Raw genomic sequence first — 20221 nt, forward strand, 5'->3', positions numbered from 1 at the left:
AAACCGGTTCGCTCTCATTAAGTGCCCACATTTATTGGCTGTTGGTTGTTAAAGAACTGTATTCTTTTCTGCTATCGCTTCGAAGCGTTGTGTTCGTCAGCAGCAGAGAAGCGAGATTATGACCGACCTCCCGGTGTTTTGCAAGCCCCTTCGCTCAAAATCATTTATACCGGGAGTATCGCAAGGCAAAACTCAGCGGTGTTTAAATTCCGCCGGACGTTTTTCGAGGAATGCGCGCATTCCCTCTTTCTGATCTTCAGTGCCAAAGGTTGCCTGGAACATACGGCGCTCGAAATGCACACCTTCAGCCAGCGTGGTTTCGTAGGAACGATTCACGGACTCTTTGATCATCAATACAGCCGGCAAAGACATCGATGCAATCGTGTTCGCTGCACTGAGTGCTTCTTCCATCAGCATTTCCAGAGGAACGATGCGGGAAACCAGACCGGCGCGCTCTGCTTCCGCTGCATCCATCATGCGGCCTGTCAGACACATATCCATGGCTTTGGATTTAGAGATAGCGCGTGGCAGGCGTTGCGTACCGCCAGCGCCGGGAATTGTTGCCAGTTTAATTTCAGGCTGACCGAATTTAGCGTTATCTGCAGCAATAATAAAATCGCACATCATCGTCAGTTCACAGCCACCACCCAACGCATAGCCGGCGACCGCCGCAATCACTGGCTTACGGATCGTGCGAATGGTCTCCCAGTTACGGGTAATGAAATTGCCTTTATAAGTATCCATGAAAGTGTAGTCCACCATGGACGCAATATCCGCGCCTGCCGCAAATGCTTTTTCGCTGCCGGTCAGGATAATGCAATGAATAGCATCATCATGATCAAAGGCTGTCAGCGCCTGACCGAGCTCAGACATCAGCTGATCGTTCAGTGCGTTCAGCGCTTTCGGACGATTCAGGGTAATTACACCCACTTTTTCTTTGGTCTCTACGATGATACATTCGAAATTCATAGGAACTCCTGTCAGTTATAAGATAGTGGCAATCATCTGCGGACAAATTTATTCTGCAGAGTCACCCGGTCAATCAATAAGAAAGGCACAACGATGTGGATACTATTACTGGAAGCCGGCGTTGCAATGCTGATCCTGATCATGATTGTCTGGTGGACGATGTTCAGCAAAAAACCGGATCAACAGACCGGACAAACGAGAGATCAGCAGCAAAAATAAAGTCAGTGCAGCGTACGCGGCAGTGACAGCGTAAATTCCGGAATTTCTACTTCAAACCGGTGCGCATCTTCTGCCACACAAAAGTAGTGGCCGCGCATTGTTCCCTGCGGTGTTTTCAGCACACAGCCACTGGTGTATTCAAAACTCTGACCAGGGCGCAGAAATGGCTGATGCCCGACGACACCGAGACCTTTGACTTCTTCGCGATGATTTGCAGCGTCAGTAATAATCCAGTGACGCGCAATCAGCTGCGCAAGCACATCACCGCTGTTGGTGATTGTGATCGTATAGGCAAACGTGAAATTTCCCTGATCAGGATCGGATTGCTCCGCCAGATATTGCGTAACAACCGCGACTTTCATCTGATAATTGGCCATGAATAGCTTCCCGGATAATTTGTGTGCAGAAAATTGCACAATAACATCATCGCATTTTGCCAGAGCTTCAGCTATCCGGCATAAACAGGCGCGGTAAAATAGCGTATCTTTTTCAGCAGGAAGCAAACATGACTACCTATCGCATTGCCCCAAGCATCTTATCCGCCGATTTCGCCCGCCTTGGTGAAGAAGTCCGGAATGTCGTTGCTGCAGGTGCAGATATGATCCACTTTGACGTGATGGATAACCATTACGTTCCGAATCTGACTGTCGGCCCGCTGGTGTGTGAGGCGATACGCCCGCATGTACAGGTGCCGATTGATGTGCATCTGATGGTCAAACCGGTTGACCGTATTATTCCGGACTTCGCCAAAGCGGGCGCCAATTACATCAGCTTTCATCCTGAAGGCTCCGAACACATCGACCGCAGCCTGCAACTGATACGCGATCATGGCTGCAAAGCCGGTCTGGTACTGAATCCGGCAACACCGCTGCATGTGCTGGAACATGTAATGGACAAACTGGATCTGATTTTGCTGATGTCGGTGAATCCGGGCTTCGGCGGACAATCGTTTATTCAGCACACACTGAAAAAACTGGCCGCAGTCAGAAAACTGATTGACGAATCCGGTCGCGACATTCTGCTGCAAGTCGATGGCGGCGTGAAAGTCGACAATATTGCAGAAATTGCGGCTGCCGGGGCCGACACCTTTGTTGCCGGTTCAGCGATTTTCGGTAAGCCGGATTACACGGCGGTGATCAGCGCAATGCGCGCCGAACTCGCCAAAGTCTGATTTCGCAGATACCACCACCCCGTCGCAGCCAGCGCCGGGGTTTTGTTTTTTGTTTTTTTATCTTTCGTTGTCCCGCGTTTTACCTATCTGAACTTCTCACCATGCAAAAACTTCAGCCTGTCAAAGCACTGATTATCGATCTCGACGGCACACTGGCCGACACCGCTCCCGATTTCGTCGTTGCGATAAATCAGGTCCGCGCTGAACTTGATCTGGCACCTATGCACAGCGACGCGGTCATGCGTATGGTCGGGAAAGGTGCCGAGCACCTGATTTTATCGATGCTGAAGCTGGAATATCCGGAAGATCAGGCTAACAGTAAACATGCCGCCGTGCTGGAAAGATACTTTCATCACTATCAGTTAGTGAACGGCAAATATGCGCAATTATTTCCGGGCGTCACAGAAGGCTTGCAGGCGCTGCAGCAACAGGGATTTCGTCTGACTTGTGTCACCAATAAGTCATTACAGTTTGCAGAAGACTTATTACAGTTGACCGATATCCGCCACCATTTTGAATTCGTGTTCGGCGGCGACAGCTTTGCCCGTAAAAAACCCGACCCGACACCGATGCTGGAAACCTGTCGCGCACTGGCACTGACACCGGAGCAGGTTCTGGCGATCGGCGACTCAGAAAACGATGCACGCGCAGCCCGTGCAGCAGGTTGTCCTGTGCTGATTTTGCCATATGGATATAACCACGGCGAACCTATACAAACAATTGAAAGTGATGGTATAGTCGATTCCCTGATGGTAGTAGCTGAGCTGCTGGCATCAGTAAATACCCAATGAATTTCTCATTCAACATCACGAATGTTTCTCGATAACAAACGTCTGACAGTAATACCAGGTACCTATGAGGCCTGGCTATGGCGACGCTGGCAATTCTGAACCACTGAATGCCGCGAGTGGTTGTGCACATCCTTCGTACAACCACCCGTTTGTTAACTCTTCCCTCGTTTTATTTTTTCAACACCCGGTCGCGCTGCTGCCTGCTTTGGCACAGTCGTATCCGGGCGGCTGAGGAAAATCCATGACAGAACTCGAATTCAAATCGCTGGCCGCGCAGGGCTATAACCGCATTCCTATGATTGCGGAGGCGTTTGCGGATCTGGAAACACCGCTGACGCTGTATCTGAAACTCGCTCAGAGTAAAAATTACGGCAAAAATACCTTTTTGCTGGAATCCGTCAAAGGTGGCGAACGCTTTGGCCGCTACTCCTTTATCGGTCTGACCGCTACCACACTGATCCGTGCCACCGGCAATCAGGTTGAAGTGGTGCGTGATGATCAGGTGACTGAACAGCACGACATGAACCCGCTGGATTTCATCGCTGAGTATCAACAGCGTTTCCGCGTCGCGACACGTCCTGGCTTGCCGCGTTTCTGTGGCGGTCTGGCCGGTTACTTCGGTTATGACGCCGTCCGTTACGTCGAAAAACGTCTGGCAGGCAAAGCGCCGAAAGATGAACTCGGTATGCCGGACATTCAGCTGATGCTGACCGAAGAAATCGCCGTCATCGACAATGTCTCTGGCAAACTGTATCTGATCGTCTACGCTGATCCATCCAAACCGGAAGCCTTTTCTCTGGCAAAACAACGCCTGCGCGAATTGCGCGCGATGCTGCGCCGTCCGGTGGATGTTCCGGTGACATCTGCTTCCGTGCGCACAGAAAGTATCCGCGACTTCAAAAAAGAAGATTTCCTGCAAGCTGTGCTCAAAGCCAAGGAATACATCATGGCCGGCGATCTGATGCAGGTACAGGTCGGTCAGCGGATTAAAAAGCCGTATGTGGATTCGCCACTGTCCCTGTACCGCTCGCTGCGCTCGATCAATCCTTCGCCTTACATGTATTTCTATAACTTCGGTGATTGCCAGATCATCGGTGCATCACCGGAAATTCTGGTGCGCAATGAGGCGCTCAGCGACGGCAACCGCAAAGTCACGATACGCCCGCTGGCAGGCACCCGTCCGCGCGGCGCGACTGCAGAACTGGATGAACAACTGGCAAAAGAATTGCTGGCCGATCCGAAAGAAATCGCAGAACACGTGATGCTGATTGATCTGGCGCGCAACGATATCGGCCGTATTGCCCAGACCGGCAGCGTGCGCGTCACCGAACAAATGGTCATCGAAAAATATTCCCACGTGCAGCATATCGTTTCTAACGTCGAAGGCTTGCTGCGTCCGGAACTCAGCAATCTCGACATTCTGAAAGCCACCTTCCCTGCCGGTACCTTATCCGGCGCACCGAAGGTTCGTGCGATGGAATTAATTGATGAGCTGGAACTGGTGAAACGCGGTGTTTACGGCGGTGCCTGCGGTTATCTGTCGTTTGGCGGAGAAATGGATCTGGCGATTGCGATCCGTACCGGCGTACTGAAAGACGGCATGCTGCATGTACAGGCTGCAGCAGGTGTCGTGGCCGATTCGGTACCGGAAATGGAATGGCTGGAAACAGAAAACAAAGCACGCGCCGTATTGCGCGCTGCGGAACAAGTGCAAGACGGACTGGATGGAGAAATTTAAATGTTACTGATGATCGATAACTATGATTCATTCACCTACAACCTCGTGCAGTATTTTGCGGAGCTCGGTGAAGATGTCCGTACTTACCGGAATGATGAAATCACGATAGAACAGATCGAAGCGCTGAAACCGGATCACATCTGCATTTCGCCCGGCCCGTGCACACCGAAAGAAGCCGGTGTGTCGATTGCCGTGATTCATCACTTCGCCGGCAAAATTCCGATTCTGGGTGTCTGCCTCGGCCATCAGAGCATAGGTGCTGCCTACGGTGGCAATATCATTCGTGCCAAAGAAGTTATGCATGGCAAAACTTCCGCGATTGCGCATACCGGCGTCGGCATTTTCAAAGATATTCCCAGCCCTTACACCATTATCCGTTATCACTCGCTGGCGATTGAACGCGCCACCTTGCCGGACTGCCTCGAAGTCACGGCCTGGACAGATGACGGCGAAATCATGGGAGTACGACATAAAGAATTTAATTTACAAGGCGTGCAATTCCATCCGGAATCGATTTTGTCCGAGCATGGTCATGCCTTACTGCGCAATTTCCTGAAAGGAGAGCAGTGATGGTGATTTCTCAGCAAGAAGCATTAACCCGCTTAATCGAACACCGTGAAGTGTTTCACGATGAAATGCTGTACCTGTTCCGCCAGTTGATGAGTGGCGAGTTATCACCGGTCATGGTTGCGGCGATTACCATGGGCTTGCGCGTGAAAAAGGAAAGCATCGGTGAAATCACGGCTGCGGCGCAGGTCATGCGTGAATTCTCGACCAAAGTTCCACTGGCAAATAATAAGCATCTGATTGATATCGTCGGTACCGGCGGCGACGGCGCGCATACTTTCAATATCTCGACCGCATCGATGTTTGTAGTGGCTGCTGCCGGTGGTCGTGTTGCCAAGCACGGTGGCCGCAGTGTGTCTTCTTCATCCGGCAGTGCGGATGTGCTGGAAGCGCTGGGCGCGAATATCAATCTGACGCCGGAACAGATCGCACAGTCGATAGCACAAACAGGCATCGGCTTTATGTTTGCACCGAATCACCACGGCGCGATGAAGCATGCAGCACCGGTACGTAAAGAACTGGGCGTTCGGACGATTTTCAATATTCTGGGCCCGCTGACCAATCCGGCTGGCGCACCGAATATTCTGATGGGCGTCTTCCATCCGGATCTGGTCGGTATTCAGGTACGTGTATTGCAGCGCCTCGGCGCGCAGCACGCGCTGGTGGTCTGGGGTCGTGACAATATGGATGAGGTATCGCTGGGCGCGCCGACCATGGTGGGCGAACTGGTGAATGGTGAGATCCGCGAATATGACATTCATCCGGAAGACTTCGGCCTGCAAATGGTATCGAACCGTCAGCTGCGTGTGGAAGGTGCCAGTGAATCGCGCGAAAAAGTGCTGGAAGTGTTGCGCAATACCGATGGTCCGGCACGCGATATCGTTGCGCTGAATGCCGGTGCGGCTTTGTACGGTGCCGGCGTGGCAGCATCGATTGCAGACGGCGTCAAAAAAGCGCAGGAAGCGCTGGCTTCCGGTGCGGCAATGACCAAGCTGGAACAGTTCATTCAGGTTACCCGCCAGCTGGGCAAATAAGTCAACGGAGTCGGTATGTCAGATATTCTAAATAAAATCCTTGCGGTGAAAGCGGAAGAAATCGTGGCTGCCAAAGCCCGGTTATCCGCCGCCAGCCTGCAGGCACAGGTAGAACAGGATCAGGCGCTGCGCAGCAATCTGCGTGGCTTTGAACAAGCAATGCGCAAGCGGATTGCCGCCGGTGATCCGGCTGTCATCGCTGAAATCAAAAAGGCCTCGCCATCCAAAGGCGTACTGCGGGCGGATTTTCATCCGGCGGACATTGCCAGAAGCTATGCCGCACATGGCGCAGCTTGTTTGTCCGTGCTGACCGATGAGCAATTCTTTCAGGGCAGTCCGGCGTATTTGCAGGCAGCGCGTGCCGCCTGTGATTTGCCGGTGCTGCGCAAGGATTTCATGATCGACACCTATCAGGTGTATCAGGCCAGAAGCTGGGGTGCGGATTGTATTTTGCTGATTGTGGCGGCGCTGGAACTGGCGCAAATGCAGGAGCTGGAAGCCTGCGCCCATGCACTCGGAATGGATGTGCTGGTCGAAATTCACGGTCAGGATGAACTGGACGCGGCACTGCAACTGAAAACGCCGCTGTTAGGCATCAACAACCGCAATCTGCGCACGTTTGAAGTCAGTCTGGATAACACGCTGCAACTGCTGGATCAGTTACCGGCTGACAAACTGGTGGTCACGGAATCGGGCATTCTGCAGCGCGCAGATGTGGAAATCATGCGCAATGCGAACGTCCACAGTTTCCTGGTCGGCGAAGCATTCATGCGGGCAGACAATCCCGGCGCCTGCCTGCAGCAACTGTTTTACTGAGTAAATTCGGTACGGGTCTGTGCAAATATCGTCATTTGATGTTTGCGGAGGCCCGGACTTTCTGCCGACGACCGCCGGATCGCTATGCTGAAGTCCGCATTTGAGGCATTTTCGGGCTGCGGCGGGCAATAACAGGGCAAGCGAAGATGCTGACAGGTCGTCCTCCGCTCAGACTCAGATTCAGCCTCAGCAAGCGCCGGATCCACGCGCAGATGGTATTTTCTGCAGCAGCTCTCCTGCAAAACAAAACGGCGCACTGATTGGTGCGCCGTTTTGTTTTTTGCTGTCAGGCCGGTTTGTAAGCCAGCCGGAAAATCAGCGTTTGCCTGCTTTACGGAAAGTCGGGCGATGCGTTTGCAGCGCGGCTTTGCCGCCATCCAGCAAACGCAATTGCTGCGCCGGAACATCATCCGCCTGCAGGGTAGCTTTGACGACGATCAGCTCATCGCGACGGAATGCATGAATCTCGACTGTTTCACCAACACGGTAACGTGCCAGCTGACTGTTTAAGCCATCCGCAGCATCGGCTGCGGTCACGCGCAAACCATTGATCGCTACCAGAATATCCAGCGCCGACAATCCGGCCAGATGCGCGGTGCGGCCTTCGAAGGCACTGGCGATTTTGCAATCGTTGCCGTCTTTCACCACGCGCACACCGAGACCGGCTTTGACTGGTACCGGCACATCCAGCGTGACGCCGAACGGTGCATACAGTTTTGCCAGCGGCACATCTTCCGTACCGTACACATGCTTGCTCAGGAATTTACGCAGATCGACACCGGTCACTTCTTCAGCAATCTCCGCAAATGCCTGTTCCGGCAAGCCTTGCTGTTTGCCTTCGGCAGTCAGCGTGTAGAAGTCACGGCCATAACGCTGCCACAGCGCGCGCATCACATCATCCAGCGATTTTTTACCGGCAGTTTCAGCACGGATGGTCAGATCCAGACCCAGCGCGACCAGCGAACCTTTGGTGTAATAGCTGACAATCGCGTTCGGGGAATTTTCATCCTGACGGTAGTATTTGGTCCATGCATCAAAGCTGGAATCCGCCACGCTTTGTTTCAGACGACCGCTGCCGCGCAGCACGCCGTTAATCGTTTTGCTGACCAGTTTCAGATACGCCGCTTCATCGATCAGGCCGGAACGCACCAGCATCAGATCATCGTAATAACTGGTGAAACCTTCAAACAGCCACAACAGGCTGGTATAGCTTTCCTGACGCAGATCGTAGTCAGCAAACACCGCCGGTTTGATACGCTTCACATTCCATGTGTGGAAATATTCGTGACTACACAGACCGAGGAAAGCTTTGTAGCCTTCGCTCATCTCCGGATTGTGTTTCACCGGAATATCGTTGCGGTTACAGATCAGCGCGGTTGATGCGCGGTGCTCCAGACCGCCGTAGCCCTCGCCCACCACCATGGTCATGAACACATAGCGGTCCATCGGTGCTTTGCGGGTTTTCGGTTCGAAGAAGGCAATCTGCGTTTCGCAGATTTTCTTCACATCGGCCACCATGCGGTCCATGTCCATATTCGGTACACGACCGGTGATTACAAAGTCATGCGGAATACCGCAGGCGTCAAACGAAGCGATCGCAAAATCACCCATTTCCACCGGATGATCGACCAGCTCATCGTAATCCGCTGCGATATACGTCCCGAAGCCGTAACGTTTTGCTTTCAGTTCCGGCAGCGAAGTTGCCACGCGCCAGGTTTTGCATGCTGCATCCGGCGCACGCTGGATATCCACCACATGCGCTTCGCGCTCTTTACCTTCTGCGCACAGGAACACACTGGTGCCGTTAAAGAAAGCATGGCTCTGATCCAGATGCGCAGCGCGCACTGACAAATCCCATGCATACACTTCGTAGCGAACTTCCAGCGCTTCTTTGCAGGCTGCGGCTTTCCAGCTGGTTTTGCTGAGTTTTTTCAGCGCGATTTTTTTACCGCCGCTGCGTGCTTCAATACGAATAATGTTGCGCGCAAATTCGCGCACCATGTAGCTGCCCGGAATCCAGACCGGCAGACTCAGCACCTGACCGGCAGGATCAGGATGTTGTACCGTCAGGCTGACTTCAAACAGATGACCGGCCAGATCTTTCGGCACGATCGTATATGCCACTGCAAACTGCTTATCCCCGGTTTGGTTTCTTTTTAATGTTGCCATTTTCGACAATCTTTCTGTATTTCTGTGTTATGTACAACCGTGTGCTGCGCTCAGTTACGCACGTTTGCTGCGATAAAGGTCAGGATCTGGGTCGTGACCACAACGCGAGTCAGTTGCAGACGCAAACGGATAAACCAGTCCGGCATGTGATATGCCTCGTACAGTTTTTTATCGATTTTGTAAGAAGCGATAAATCCGGCTACCTGCACAATGAAACCAATCAGCATATTGCCGATGGAAAACCAGCCGATCAGAATCGGGATCACACCCCAGATCAGCGCCTTGCGGGTTTGCTCATCGTTATCATCACGCGCCATGATGGTTACACCCCAGTGCAAACCACCCAGGAAAGACAAAATCACAATGCCGTACACCAGCTGCGCTTTAATGAAATAGCCAAGCCAGTCCGGATGCACGACCCAGCAACCCAGTGTCATCAGGAAAAACGGGATCAGTCCAACCAGACCCAGACGGGTCAGCAACTTCTGATTTTGTACATGCATCATGTCAGCACACGTCACTTTCATTTCAGTTTCTTCACATCTGCGGCCAAAATCTGACAGAGTTTTCACCGCAAATACGTTAATTCTGAAAATTTTTTATCAAAAAAAGGAAAACGCTATTTTAGGGGCAAAAAGCAATGCGGAATACTGTTATGCAAAAATGCTGCACTGCATTTCCGTGTTCCGCCACACTCTGTGTATTTCAGGGAAACTTACTGTTGCTATTCTTGCCGCATGCCATCTGCAAATCTGCAGGAAAATCAATATCCTGCACCACACCGGCGTCCGTAACCGGCACCTGCAACACAGGGAAGCTGCGTAGCAAAGCCCTTGCCCCCTGATCACCTTCCAGCGCCTTCAGGTGCGGATACAGTGCCGCCGGAAACCGTACCGGATGACCGGGCTGCGCCTGAAACTGTGGCTGCACAATGCGGGGTTCATCTGTGCTGAGCTGCGCCAGCATCTGCAGAGTGTTTGTCTGGATGAATGGCATATCCGCCAGCGCAATCATCACCGATGCACTGTGCTCAGCAGCAGCAACACCGGCAGCCAGACTGTGCCCCATGCCCTTTTCTGCGCTGGCACAATCCACAATCTCACAGCCAGCTTCCGCGAACAACGCAATCAGCTCCTGCTGTTCAGGTCGCACAACGGCAATGACACGGGCAAATACGCTGTTGTATAAAGCCGCAGTCTGTGCGGCAACACGGTTACCGGATGGCAAAAAGGCCAGCAGCTTTTGCTGCCGGCCTTCTGCATCAAACCGTGTTCCCTTGCCTGCCGCCAGTATGACTGCCGTACAAGCGACGGGAGCAATCCGGCTCATCGTTCAGCGCTTTGCCGCCTGTCCGATGCTGGCGAATTTTTCTTCCAGCGCTTTAGCATCCACTGCCCCCGGAATACGGGTACCGTCTGTGAAGAAAACTGCCGGTGTGCCGTTAACATTCAGTTTACGGCCCAGTGCATAGACTTTGTCGTGCGGTGTCACGCAATTTGCCGGCGCAGCAGCCGTCGGCATTTTTCCGTTCAGCATCCATTCATCCCATGCTTTATTGCGGTCCGAAGAACACCAGATGTTTTTCGATTTCGCGACCGAGTCTTCCGACAGAATGTTGTACATGAAGGTGTACACAGTGACGTTGTCCAAGCTGGCCAGCGTTTTACGGAAGCGTTTGCAGTAGCCGCAGTTAGGATCTTCAAATACAGCGATGACGCGTTTACCGTCGCCTTTTACCATTTTCAGTGCGGAATCCAGCGGCAGATCGGAGAACTTGATCTTATTCAGTTCTTCAACACGGTTACGGGTATAGTTAGTACCGGATTTGGCATCCACGACATTACCGACAAACAGAAACTGGGCTTTTTCATCGGTATAAATAATATCGCCGCCGACACGGACTTCAAATAAACCGCTGTAAGGCGTCTTCACAACGCTGTCGACTTTGACACCATCACCGAGACGCGGCTCCACCAGTTTTTTAACAGCTTGTTCCTGCGCTGTCTCCGCCATCGCGCTGCCAGCCAGCAACATCAGCCCGGCGATCACAACTTTTTTCAGCATTTCATATCCTTATTATTCAGCTGCCGCGGTCAGTTATCCGCGTCCCATGGCATGGGAAATCAGCCGGTTTTTAATCAACGGCAAACGATCCAGCAAATTCATGCCGGCTTTTCTTGCCAGACGTACCGGTGCCAGATCCGAACCGAACAGGCGGGCCAGCCCGTCTGTCGTCAGCTGCATCAGCAATACATCTTCTTTGCGCGCACGGCGGTAACGCTCCAGCAAGCGACTATCGCCGCAATCTTCTGTATCGCCAGGTTTACCGAGCACACTGACCAGATCCGCCACATCACCAAAGCCGAGGTTCATACCGTGTCCGGCCAGCGGATGCACGACGTGCGCAGCATCACCCACCAGCGCAACACGCGGTGCAATCAGGCTATGGGTGCGGATCAGTCGTAATGGAAATGCCTGTACATTTTCCGGCAACACCGGCGAGAGCTTACCATGAGTGGCATAACAGTAGTGTTCAAGGCGGCTGATCAGATTTTCCATGCCACCGCGTACCAGCTCGTCCGCCAGCAAATCCGGTGCAGACCAGACCAGCGACACCCGCTGTCCCGGTAAAGGCAGCAATGCAATGATGCCCAGATCTTCAACAAACCACTGATGCGCCACACCATGATGCGGCAGACTGGCTTCAAAATTAGCGACTACGCCTTTTTGTCCGTACGAACGGTAACTCATCCCGATATCGCACTGACCGCGCACCCAGGATTGCGCGCCATCGGCACCAATCACCAGCTTGCTGCGAATCTGCGTACCATCCTGCAAAGTAATGCAGGCATGATCCGGATGCTGCTGCAATCCGGTTGCCATGCCGCCGACAGCCTGCACACCCGGCGCAAAGCGCATTGCAGCGTCCAGCGCCAGCATCAGATTGCGGTTTTCCAGTATCCACGCCAGCTCATTGCTGCGCGCGCCGTAGGCGTCGAAACCAAGGCGACCATCCTGCATGTTTTCACCGCCTTTGACATGCATCGCAGTTACAGGCTCAATACGGGCAGCATTCATCGCATCCCAGACCCTGATCTGCTTCAGCAAAGTATGCGCTGTATGGTTCAGTGCAAACACACGCACATCCCATTCCTCAGAAGGCTGCACCGGCGCCAGCGACGGACTTAACACCGTGACCTTCCAGCCCGACTGCGCCAGCGCCAGTGCTGCAGCCCTTCCGACTGCACCGTTACCGACTACGCAAATATCGCTTTCATACACCTGAGCAGACATGATTTCATCCTGGCGGAGATTAAAGATGCGCCATTATACGGCAGCCATCTGCTGCTCAAAAATGCGCTAGCGCAAGAGCATACAGCGCAGAGATTTCCTTTTTTACCGCCAGCTCTTGCAAAAACCCTCCCACTTCCCTATAATGCGTCCTCGTTGGCCTGGTAGCTCAGTCGGTAGAGCAGAGGATTGAAAATCCTTGTGTCGGTGGTTCGATTCCGCCCCGGGCCACCAAAATATACAAAACGTCGCCTTGTGCGGCGTTTTTTGTTTTCCAAACCTGAAATTCAATCTGCTCAAGCCAGCACCCGCCCTTTTCTTGCGCCACCACCACATCCAGCACTGAGTTTTTTGCAATCCTGTTCAGCAGTTGGTAGCATTAGTCTTTTAGCAGGTGATCTGCAGCGCACGTGTATGATCAACCTGTCTGCGCGTATTTACTTATCTGACTTATGCAAACCAATTCAAGCAGCAAGCCGATAGAGGTCAAAATATCCACGGTAGTGGCTGTTGTCATTTCAATCAGCGATGCTGACCCCGTCAAAATGGAAGAGGCACTGCGCAAAATGACTGCCGGTTCCCCGGACTATTTTGACGACGAGCTCGCTGTAATTGATGTCGCCGCAGTCAGCGGTCAGCAGCCGGACTGGAACGCGATGCTTGCACTGTTCCGCCGCTACGGCTTGCATGTCGTTGCAGTCAGAAATGCCAGCGATGATGAAGAAACTGTTTTGCGCGAACTGGGACTCAGCATTGATGTAGTCAGTAAATCACGCACAGAGCCTGTCGCAGAGGCTACCACTGAACCTGCTCCTGCTCCGGTCGAGCCTGCACCGGTACCAGAGCCACAAGTAATCTACCGCAATCAGCCGGCAATGGTTATTGATCAGCCTGTGCGCGCAGGTCAGCGCATATATGCACGCGGCGGCGATTTAATCATTATGGCCGCAGTGAATAATGGGGCAGAAGTCATCGCCGATGGCAGCATCCATATTTACGCACCTTTACGCGGACGCGCACTTGCCGGCGCAACCGGCGATACGCAAGCCCGAATTTTCGCCCGCACCATGGAGCCGGAACTGGTTTCTATTGCGGGCATTTACCGTACGTTTGAAAACGGCTTTCCCGATCTGCCCGGCAATACGCCCGTGCAGGTAAGGCTCAACGGCGACAGTATTGAATTGTCCGCTGTGAGTTCAGCAAGCTGAATCACCGGCATAAACCCATCATTTCAGATTCATTAAAGGAGCGATTTGTGGCAAGAATCATTGTTGTGACATCCGGTAAAGGCGGAGTGGGCAAAACCACCTCCAGCGCCAGCTTTGCATCCGGTCTCGCGTTGCGCGGCCATAAAACCGCTGTGATTGATTTCGACGTCGGTCTGCGTAATCTGGACCTGATCATGGGCTGCGAACGTCGCGTTGTGTACGATCTGATCAATGTCATCAGTGGCGAAGCGACCCTGAATCAGGCGCTGATCAAAGATAAACATTGCGACAATCTGTTTGTATTACCTGCTTCGCAAACCCGCGATAAAGATGCGCTGACGGAAGAAGGCGTAGAAAAAGTGCTCAATGATCTGGCAGCGATGGAATTTGAATATATCGTTTGCGACTCACCGGCAGGTATCGAAAAAGGTGCAGTCATGGCGCTGACCTTTGCCGACGAAGCAATCGTTGTCACTAATCCGGAAGTATCGTCCGTGCGTGATTCCGACCGCATTCTCGGCATTATTCAGGCCAAATCGCGCCGCGCCCAGAATGGTGGTGAGCCTGTCAAAGAACATTTGCTGATTACCCGCTACTCACCGAAACGCGTTGAAGCCGGCGAAATGCTGTCACACACTGATGTACAGGAAATCCTTCGTATTCCACTGATCGGTGTTGTACCGGAATCTGAGGCAGTGCTGCATGCATCGAATCAGGGTACTCCGGCAATTCATATGAAAGGCTCTGATGTGTCTGAAGCGTATCAGGACATCGTTGCCCGCTACCTCGGTCAGGAGATGCCGCTGCGCTTTATCAACTACGAAAAGCCTGGCTTACTGCAGCGCATTTTCGGAGGTAAATAATATGGCTCTGCTTTCGTTCTTATTTAACAGCAAACCGAAAACAGCTAACACTGCCAAAGAACGCCTGCAAATTATCATTGCCCGCGAACGCATTGGTCGTGACGGCTACGACTTTCTGCCAGCTCTGCGCGAAGAGCTGATTGCCGTGATTTCCAAATATACCAAGGTCAATCCTGACGACATTAAAGTGTCACTGGATCGCCAGGGAAATCTGGAAGTTCTGGACGTCAATGTCATTCTGCCGGAAATGGATAAAAGCAGCTGAGAAAACAACGCAACAACAGTAAAGGCTGAAGAGAAGTCTGACGTTGCGTTTAATGCTTGCAAATTCCTTATGCTCAGATATGCTTTGCGAATAATGCAGGCAAGAAATGCAACAGTTAACACTGAATCTGTACCGCCGGTAAGGCAGTCACAGTAAGCGACTGTTGATGTTTCGGGTTTTGACCATGCATTCGTTATAATGGTAAGAATCACAATCTCCGCCTGTCACTGACGGTAATAATTATGAGAATCGCTGTACTCGACGACGATAACAACCTGCTGGAACTGGTTTGCACCATTCTGAATGCGGCAGGCCACACCTGTCACCCTTTCCTGAGCGGCAAAGAAATGCTGCACCAGTTAAGGCGTGAAAGCTACGATATGCTGATTCTGGACTGGCAGGTTCCCGACCTGAGCGGAACAGAAATCCTGCACTGGGTACGTGAGAAGTTATCACCAACCCTGCCTGTGCTGTTCATGACCAGCCGTTCGGGTGAAGAAGATATCGTCCAAGGGCTGGCTGCCGGCGCAGACGACTATATGATCAAACCGATACGTCGCAGTGAGCTCGTGGCCCGGGTGCAGGCATTATTGCGCCGTGCATATCCGACACAAACTGCATCGGAAACACTGCAATTCGGCAATTACAAATTCGAAACTCGCGCCGGACGCGTCACGATGAGCGACGAACCGGTCGAAATGACACAAAAAGAGTTTGACCTCGCGCTGTTGCTGTTCCGGAATCTGGGACGCCCTCTGTCACGCGCATACATTCTGGAAGCAGTATGGTCACGTGACGTCGACATTCCGTCGCGCACGATGGATACGCACATTTCCCGTGTCCGCAGTAAGCTGGAATTGCGACCAGAGAATGGCTACCGCCTCGCGCCGGTCTACAGCTACGGCTACCGACTGGAACAAGTCACTGCAGAATAAGCATTACCGGGTCAGCTAGTCTGACCCGCTTCGTTTTTACCATCGGGTTTTCTTATGCGTTCAGCTCTTCCTTCCTTTTCTCTCGCGGTACTGATCACTGCAATGAATCACCCGGCGCTGGCAGCGATTGCGCCCGTCAATCCGGCTGAACTGCAAACTACCGCAAGCGATCTGATTTATACAACACGTCAGGGCGATACCCTGATGGATATTTCTCAGCAGTTCACTGGCACTACCCGTAACTGGTCGGCTATTGGTGAGCGCAATAAAATCAGCAATGATCGCACCATACCGATCGGCACGCTGATTCGTATCCCGCTGACATTGCTGCCGGATGAGGAAAGCGAAGCAAAAATTGTTGCGATGGCAGGTTCTCCGTTGATACGCCCCCCCAAAGGTAATGATGCTGCTGCAAGCATAGGTGCGATACTCAAGGAAGGAACAGAAATCCGAACCGGAAAAAGCGGATTCATGACGCTGGCATTGCCCGACGAATCGCGCATTTCCATTCCGTCTAACAGTGCTGTTGCACTGAGCAAACTACGTAAGACCAGATTCACCGCCAGCCCGCGTACGGAAGTATCCGTACTGGAAGGCAAAGTGGAGTCAAGAGTGACATCGCTGGTCAGTAATAAGGGGCGCTTTGAAGTACGCTCCCCTCTGGCGGTCGCCGGTGTACGAGGCACTTTCTTCCGCGTCGGTGTTACGGATGGCGGAACCGCCAGCGAAGTATTGGAGGGAGGCGTTGCGGTCGGTATGGCTGCGACGAAAAAATCGCCGCAAACGCTGGTCAGCGCTGGCAAAGGTAATCTGACAACAGGAAAAGGGGTGGGCTCACCCGTTGATCTGCTGCCACCACCATTGGCAGATGCAGCGAGTCAACTGCAAATTCGTCCGACCATGGTATTTAATGTGCAACCCGTCAAGGGAGCTGTCGCCTACCGTGCGCAGATTGCCCGGGATGCAGAAGCACTGGATATTTTGCAGGAAGCGCAGTTTACACAAGCACGTTTCAAATTCGACAGTCTGGATGACGGGCGCTATTTCCTGAGGACGACCGCAATCGACGCTCAGGGACTGGAAGGAAAACCTTCTGTCACAGCCTTTACACTGAAAGCCAGACCAGAACCGCCATTCACGTCGGAACCGAAAAACAAGGTCCGGGCAGCGCAGGTGAAATTCGTATGGACAGAAGCGACTCAAGCCAGCGCCTATCGCATCCAGGTTGCAACAGACCCGGATTTCCGTCAGCCTCTGATTGATCAGTCAGACCTGCGGGATACGCAATTCAGCACAGACCAGCTCGGAGACCAGCGCTATTACTGGCGGGTTGCCAGTATCGCGCAAAAAAACGGCACAGCCGACCAGGGGCCGTTCAGTGATGCACAGGCGTTCGTCAAAATGCCTGTACAGTCAGGCGCTAGTTTCCGAGATTCCGAAGGTAAAGACATCACGATTAACTGGCAGTCCGAACCGGGGCAGCGCTTCCTGATTCAGATTGCAACGACACCGGATTTTTCCAGCCTCTACCTGACCAGAGAATTATCTGAGGCAGAGTTGAAATTACCACGCCCGCCTTCGGGTGACTATTTCATTCGCGTAAGAGCAACCGATGCAGACGGCTACGTCGGAGCGTTCTCTGCCGCGCAGAAAATCCGGATCGAAGCGCGCTGGGCCGACAGCAGTGGTGAAGCGATCCGCAGCAGCGACGGGGTAATCCGTACCGGATTCTGAGATGAGTCAGCACCGTTCAGAAGTCCGGCATATCGCGTTCCGCGAATGGCTGATTCTTAGTTTACTGCTGTTGCTTGTTACAGCAACTGTCAGTATTTCCGGCATCATGCAACGCTCAGGCCTCGGACTGTATGACAGGTTCATGCAACTGGACTCGCGTCCTGCAAGAGAAGATATCCTGATCGTTGCGATTGATGACTACAGCCTCAGCGAACTGGGAAAATGGCCATGGCCGCGACAGCATCACGCTGCACTGATACGTCAGCTCAGCGCAGCAAAGCCGCTGGCGATTGGGATGGATGTGTTGTTCTCAGAAGCAGACAATACATTGACTGCCGATGGCGGCATACCGGCAGATCAGGCGCTTGCGACTGCAATGAAAGAAGCCGGCAACGTCGTCGTTCCACTGACCTCACAAAGTGCAGGCCGCGGGTTAAGCGCAGCAAAACCAGCTCCGCAAATTGCGGCAGCTGCACGCCAGACTGGCCATATTCACATCGAACTTGACGAGGATGGCGTCGCACGCAGCGTGTTCCTGCGCGAAGGGAATGGCTCAGAATGGTGGCCGCATTTCTCGCTTGCACTGAAAAATGTGGGGCAGAATACCGCTGCAGGTACCGAAACCTGGATTCCCGGCACACGTTTGCCACTGGCAGAACGTAAAACATCCTCCGGAGAAGGCAGCTGGCTGCGTGACTACCATATGCAAATACCGTACTCCGGCAGTTCAGGCCACTTTACTTCGGTGCCGTATGTTGCTGTGTTACGCGGAGAGGTTCCGGCAAGCTTCATTCAGGGTAAGTATATTCTGGTAGGTCCGACAGCGACCGGCATGGCAGATTCCTTCCCTACACCGGTAACTGGAAATGAAGGTGTGGTCTCCGGTATCGAAATCAATGCAAATATTCTGGCCGGTCTGCTGGAACACCGTGCCATAGAATCTGCATCGGTCTGGCTGGCTGCAATTGCAAATCTGCTGCCGGTCCTGCTGACCATGTGTTGCTTGTTGTGGATGACACCAAGGAAGGCACTGATCTGTACCGGCATCATTTTTATGATGACTTTGCTGAGTTGTGGCCTGCTGCTACATACAGGTCACTGGCTGAATCCCGTTCCAGCCTTACTCAGCCTGATTATCGCCTATCCTTTGTGGAGCTGGAGACGGCTGGAAGCAGCTATTCGCTACCTCGGTGCAGAACTGCATTTGCTTGAACAGGAACCGGATTTACTGCCGGAATTTCAGGATGACGATGCACAAACTGAATTACAGACTGTGCTGACAGATAAACTGGAAAAGAATATTCAGGCGGTGCATGACGCGGCAAGCCGCGTCCGCAATTTGCGCCAGTTTGTGACAGACAGTCTGGCCAGCCTGCCGGATGCGACACTGGTTACCACCACCGACGGAAATGTCGTCTTATCCAATCAGCCTGCACGCGCTTATTTTGCTGGTATTGGCATCCCACAGGTCAATGATGCACTGGTGCCGTATCTGTTTGCAAAAATGTCGCAGCCGGTCAACACAGACCCTGTACATTCGCAAAGTTTCAGCTGGTGGGATTTACTGGATCTGAAACAGACCAGACTGATGGCGCAGGGTATCGAAGTCCGCGACCCTGCAGGCAAAGATCTGCTGATTAAAAGCGCCCCTTGCTACGATGCAGATAAACATCTGACCGGCTGGATTGTCAGCATGGTCAACATCACAGCCATTCGTGCTGCCGAACGCAGCCGCGATGAAACTCTGCACTTTATTTCTCATGATATGCGCGGCCCACAGGCATCAATACTGGCTTTACTGGAAATGCAAAAAGATCCGGAAACTGCGCTGAGCAATGAAGAATTCATGAGCCGGATTGAACGTGCCTCGCGGATCACTTTGGGACTGGCAGATAACTTCGTACAATTAGCACGCGCGGAGTCGCAGGATTACCGGTTTGAAGAAGTGGATTTTCAGGACATGCTGATTGATGCCACCGAAGAAATGTGGTCGCTGGCGCGCAGCAAAAAAATCCGCATCCGGACAGAAATTCCGGAAAAAGAATTTCCGGTTCGTGCGGACCGTGCACTGATGACACGTGTTCTGACCAATCTGATCTCGAATGCGGTCAAATACAGTCCGCGCGAAACAACCATTACCTGCTCACTGGAATTACGTCAGGACATGAACGGCTCACTCATCCTTTGCCACATTGCTGATCAGGGATACGGCATACCGAGGGCAGAGCAAAGCAAACTGTTCCAGCGTTTTCAGCGCTTTAAAACTGCAGAGCAACCCAAAAATGACGGTGTTGGGCTCGGCATGGTATTCGTGAAAGCGGTTATTGACCGGCATATGGCAAATATCAGCTTTCAAAGCGCACCGAACGAGGGAACGACCTTCACAATCCAGATACCGTCGAGCCAGTTTTGAGGCATATCAAAGTCCCCCTGTCGGTCAGACTCGGGGAT

Annotated in this window: 20 protein-coding genes and 1 tRNA gene; 14 read left to right on the top strand and 7 right to left on the bottom strand. The window is 52.7% G+C overall.

The genetic code is table 11. The annotated features are described in order from the left end of the window. Positions 1-192: 192 nt before the first annotated feature. Positions 193-969, bottom strand: coding sequence for an enoyl-CoA hydratase (locus KDM89_RS17170; RefSeq protein WP_212689157.1), 777 nt, complete (start codon positions 967-969; stop codon positions 193-195). 93 nt (positions 970-1062) lie between these two features. On the opposite strand from KDM89_RS17170, the gene KDM89_RS22755 reads away from it, so the two are divergent. After that, positions 1063-1188 (top strand): hypothetical protein, encoded by a 126-nt coding sequence (locus KDM89_RS22755; protein WP_268977887.1) that lies wholly within the window; start codon positions 1063-1065, stop codon positions 1186-1188. Between the two features lie 2 nt (positions 1189-1190). Here KDM89_RS22755 and apaG read toward each other — a convergent pair whose 3' ends face one another. Next, positions 1191-1565 carry a Co2+/Mg2+ efflux protein ApaG gene (gene apaG / locus KDM89_RS17175; protein WP_212689158.1) on the bottom strand — a complete coding sequence of 125 codons (375 nt, stop codon included), beginning with the start codon at positions 1563-1565 and terminating at the stop codon, positions 1191-1193. A gap of 128 nt (positions 1566-1693) precedes the next feature. Here apaG and rpe point away from each other — a divergent pair, with 128 nt between their 5' ends. From rpe to trpC, 6 genes are all read left to right on the top strand, one after another. Continuing rightward, entirely contained in the window at positions 1694-2359 is a 666-nt protein-coding gene (gene rpe, locus KDM89_RS17180; protein ID WP_212689159.1) for a ribulose-phosphate 3-epimerase, read from the top strand. Between the two features lie 101 nt (positions 2360-2460). Then, entirely contained in the window at positions 2461-3150 is a 690-nt protein-coding gene (locus tag KDM89_RS17185) for a phosphoglycolate phosphatase (protein WP_212689160.1), read from the top strand. A gap of 241 nt (positions 3151-3391) precedes the next feature. Beyond that, entirely contained in the window at positions 3392-4888 is a 1497-nt protein-coding gene (gene trpE / locus KDM89_RS17190) for an anthranilate synthase component I (RefSeq protein ID WP_212689161.1), read from the top strand. Continuing rightward, the gene (locus KDM89_RS17195) at positions 4889-5458 is read left to right on the top strand and encodes an anthranilate synthase component II (RefSeq protein ID WP_212689162.1); all 570 of its coding nucleotides are present in this window, start codon (positions 4889-4891) and stop codon (positions 5456-5458) included. After that, entirely contained in the window at positions 5458-6489 is a 1032-nt protein-coding gene (gene trpD, locus KDM89_RS17200; RefSeq protein WP_212689163.1) for an anthranilate phosphoribosyltransferase, read from the top strand. Before KDM89_RS17195 ends, trpD begins: the two co-directional genes overlap by 1 nt. Before the next feature lie 15 nt (positions 6490-6504). After that, on the top strand, positions 6505-7305 hold the full coding sequence (trpC, locus tag KDM89_RS17205; protein ID WP_212689164.1) for an indole-3-glycerol phosphate synthase TrpC: 801 nt from the start codon (positions 6505-6507) through the stop codon (positions 7303-7305). A 315-nt stretch (positions 7306-7620) separates the two neighbouring features. Here trpC and KDM89_RS17210 read toward each other — a convergent pair whose 3' ends face one another. From KDM89_RS17210 to KDM89_RS17230, 5 genes are all read right to left on the bottom strand, one after another. After that, on the bottom strand, positions 7621-9474 hold the full coding sequence (locus KDM89_RS17210) for a M61 family metallopeptidase (protein WP_212689165.1): 1854 nt from the start codon (positions 9472-9474) through the stop codon (positions 7621-7623). 50 nt (positions 9475-9524) lie between these two features. After that, a complete protein-coding gene (locus tag KDM89_RS17215; RefSeq protein WP_230427942.1) occupies positions 9525-10001 on the bottom strand; it encodes a DUF3429 domain-containing protein in 477 nt (158 codons plus the stop codon). Positions 10002-10179: 178 nt separating this feature from the next. Then, a complete protein-coding gene (locus KDM89_RS17220; RefSeq protein ID WP_212689166.1) occupies positions 10180-10803 on the bottom strand; it encodes a nucleotidyltransferase family protein in 624 nt (207 codons plus the stop codon). Between the two features lie 3 nt (positions 10804-10806). Next, positions 10807-11538: a DsbC family protein gene (locus KDM89_RS17225; protein ID WP_230427943.1), complete on the bottom strand. Its 732-nt coding sequence runs from the start codon at positions 11536-11538 to the stop codon at positions 10807-10809. A 33-nt stretch (positions 11539-11571) separates the two neighbouring features. Continuing rightward, entirely contained in the window at positions 11572-12768 is a 1197-nt protein-coding gene (locus KDM89_RS17230) for a UbiH/UbiF family hydroxylase (protein WP_212689167.1), read from the bottom strand. 155 nt (positions 12769-12923) lie between these two features. On the opposite strand from KDM89_RS17230, the gene KDM89_RS17235 reads away from it, so the two are divergent. The 7 genes from KDM89_RS17235 (at position 12924) to KDM89_RS17265 (ending at position 20183) form a co-directional block, all read left to right on the top strand. Further along, positions 12924-12999, top strand: a tRNA-Phe gene (locus KDM89_RS17235). Between the two features lie 218 nt (positions 13000-13217). Next, positions 13218-13973, top strand: coding sequence for a septum site-determining protein MinC (minC, locus tag KDM89_RS17240; protein WP_212689168.1), 756 nt, complete (start codon positions 13218-13220; stop codon positions 13971-13973). Between the two features lie 47 nt (positions 13974-14020). Next, entirely contained in the window at positions 14021-14836 is an 816-nt protein-coding gene (gene minD / locus KDM89_RS17245) for a septum site-determining protein MinD (protein WP_212689170.1), read from the top strand. A 1-nt stretch (position 14837) separates the two neighbouring features. Next, on the top strand, positions 14838-15101 hold the full coding sequence (minE, locus tag KDM89_RS17250; RefSeq protein WP_212689171.1) for a cell division topological specificity factor MinE: 264 nt from the start codon (positions 14838-14840) through the stop codon (positions 15099-15101). Positions 15102-15343: 242 nt separating this feature from the next. Beyond that, positions 15344-16036, top strand: coding sequence for a response regulator transcription factor (locus tag KDM89_RS17255; protein ID WP_212689172.1), 693 nt, complete (start codon positions 15344-15346; stop codon positions 16034-16036). A 54-nt stretch (positions 16037-16090) separates the two neighbouring features. After that, complete coding sequence (locus tag KDM89_RS17260; RefSeq protein ID WP_212689173.1) at positions 16091-17770, top strand: FecR domain-containing protein; 1680 nt, start codon at positions 16091-16093, stop codon at positions 17768-17770. Position 17771: 1 nt separating this feature from the next. Further along, a complete protein-coding gene (locus KDM89_RS17265) occupies positions 17772-20183 on the top strand; it encodes a CHASE2 domain-containing protein (RefSeq protein ID WP_212689175.1) in 2412 nt (803 codons plus the stop codon). The last annotated feature ends 38 nt before the right edge of the window (positions 20184-20221 follow it).

It is taken from the genome of Cognatundibacterium luofuense, from assembly GCF_018139685.1.
In the GTDB taxonomy this organism is placed as follows: Bacteria; Pseudomonadota; Gammaproteobacteria; order Burkholderiales; family Burkholderiaceae_D; genus Undibacterium; species Undibacterium luofuense.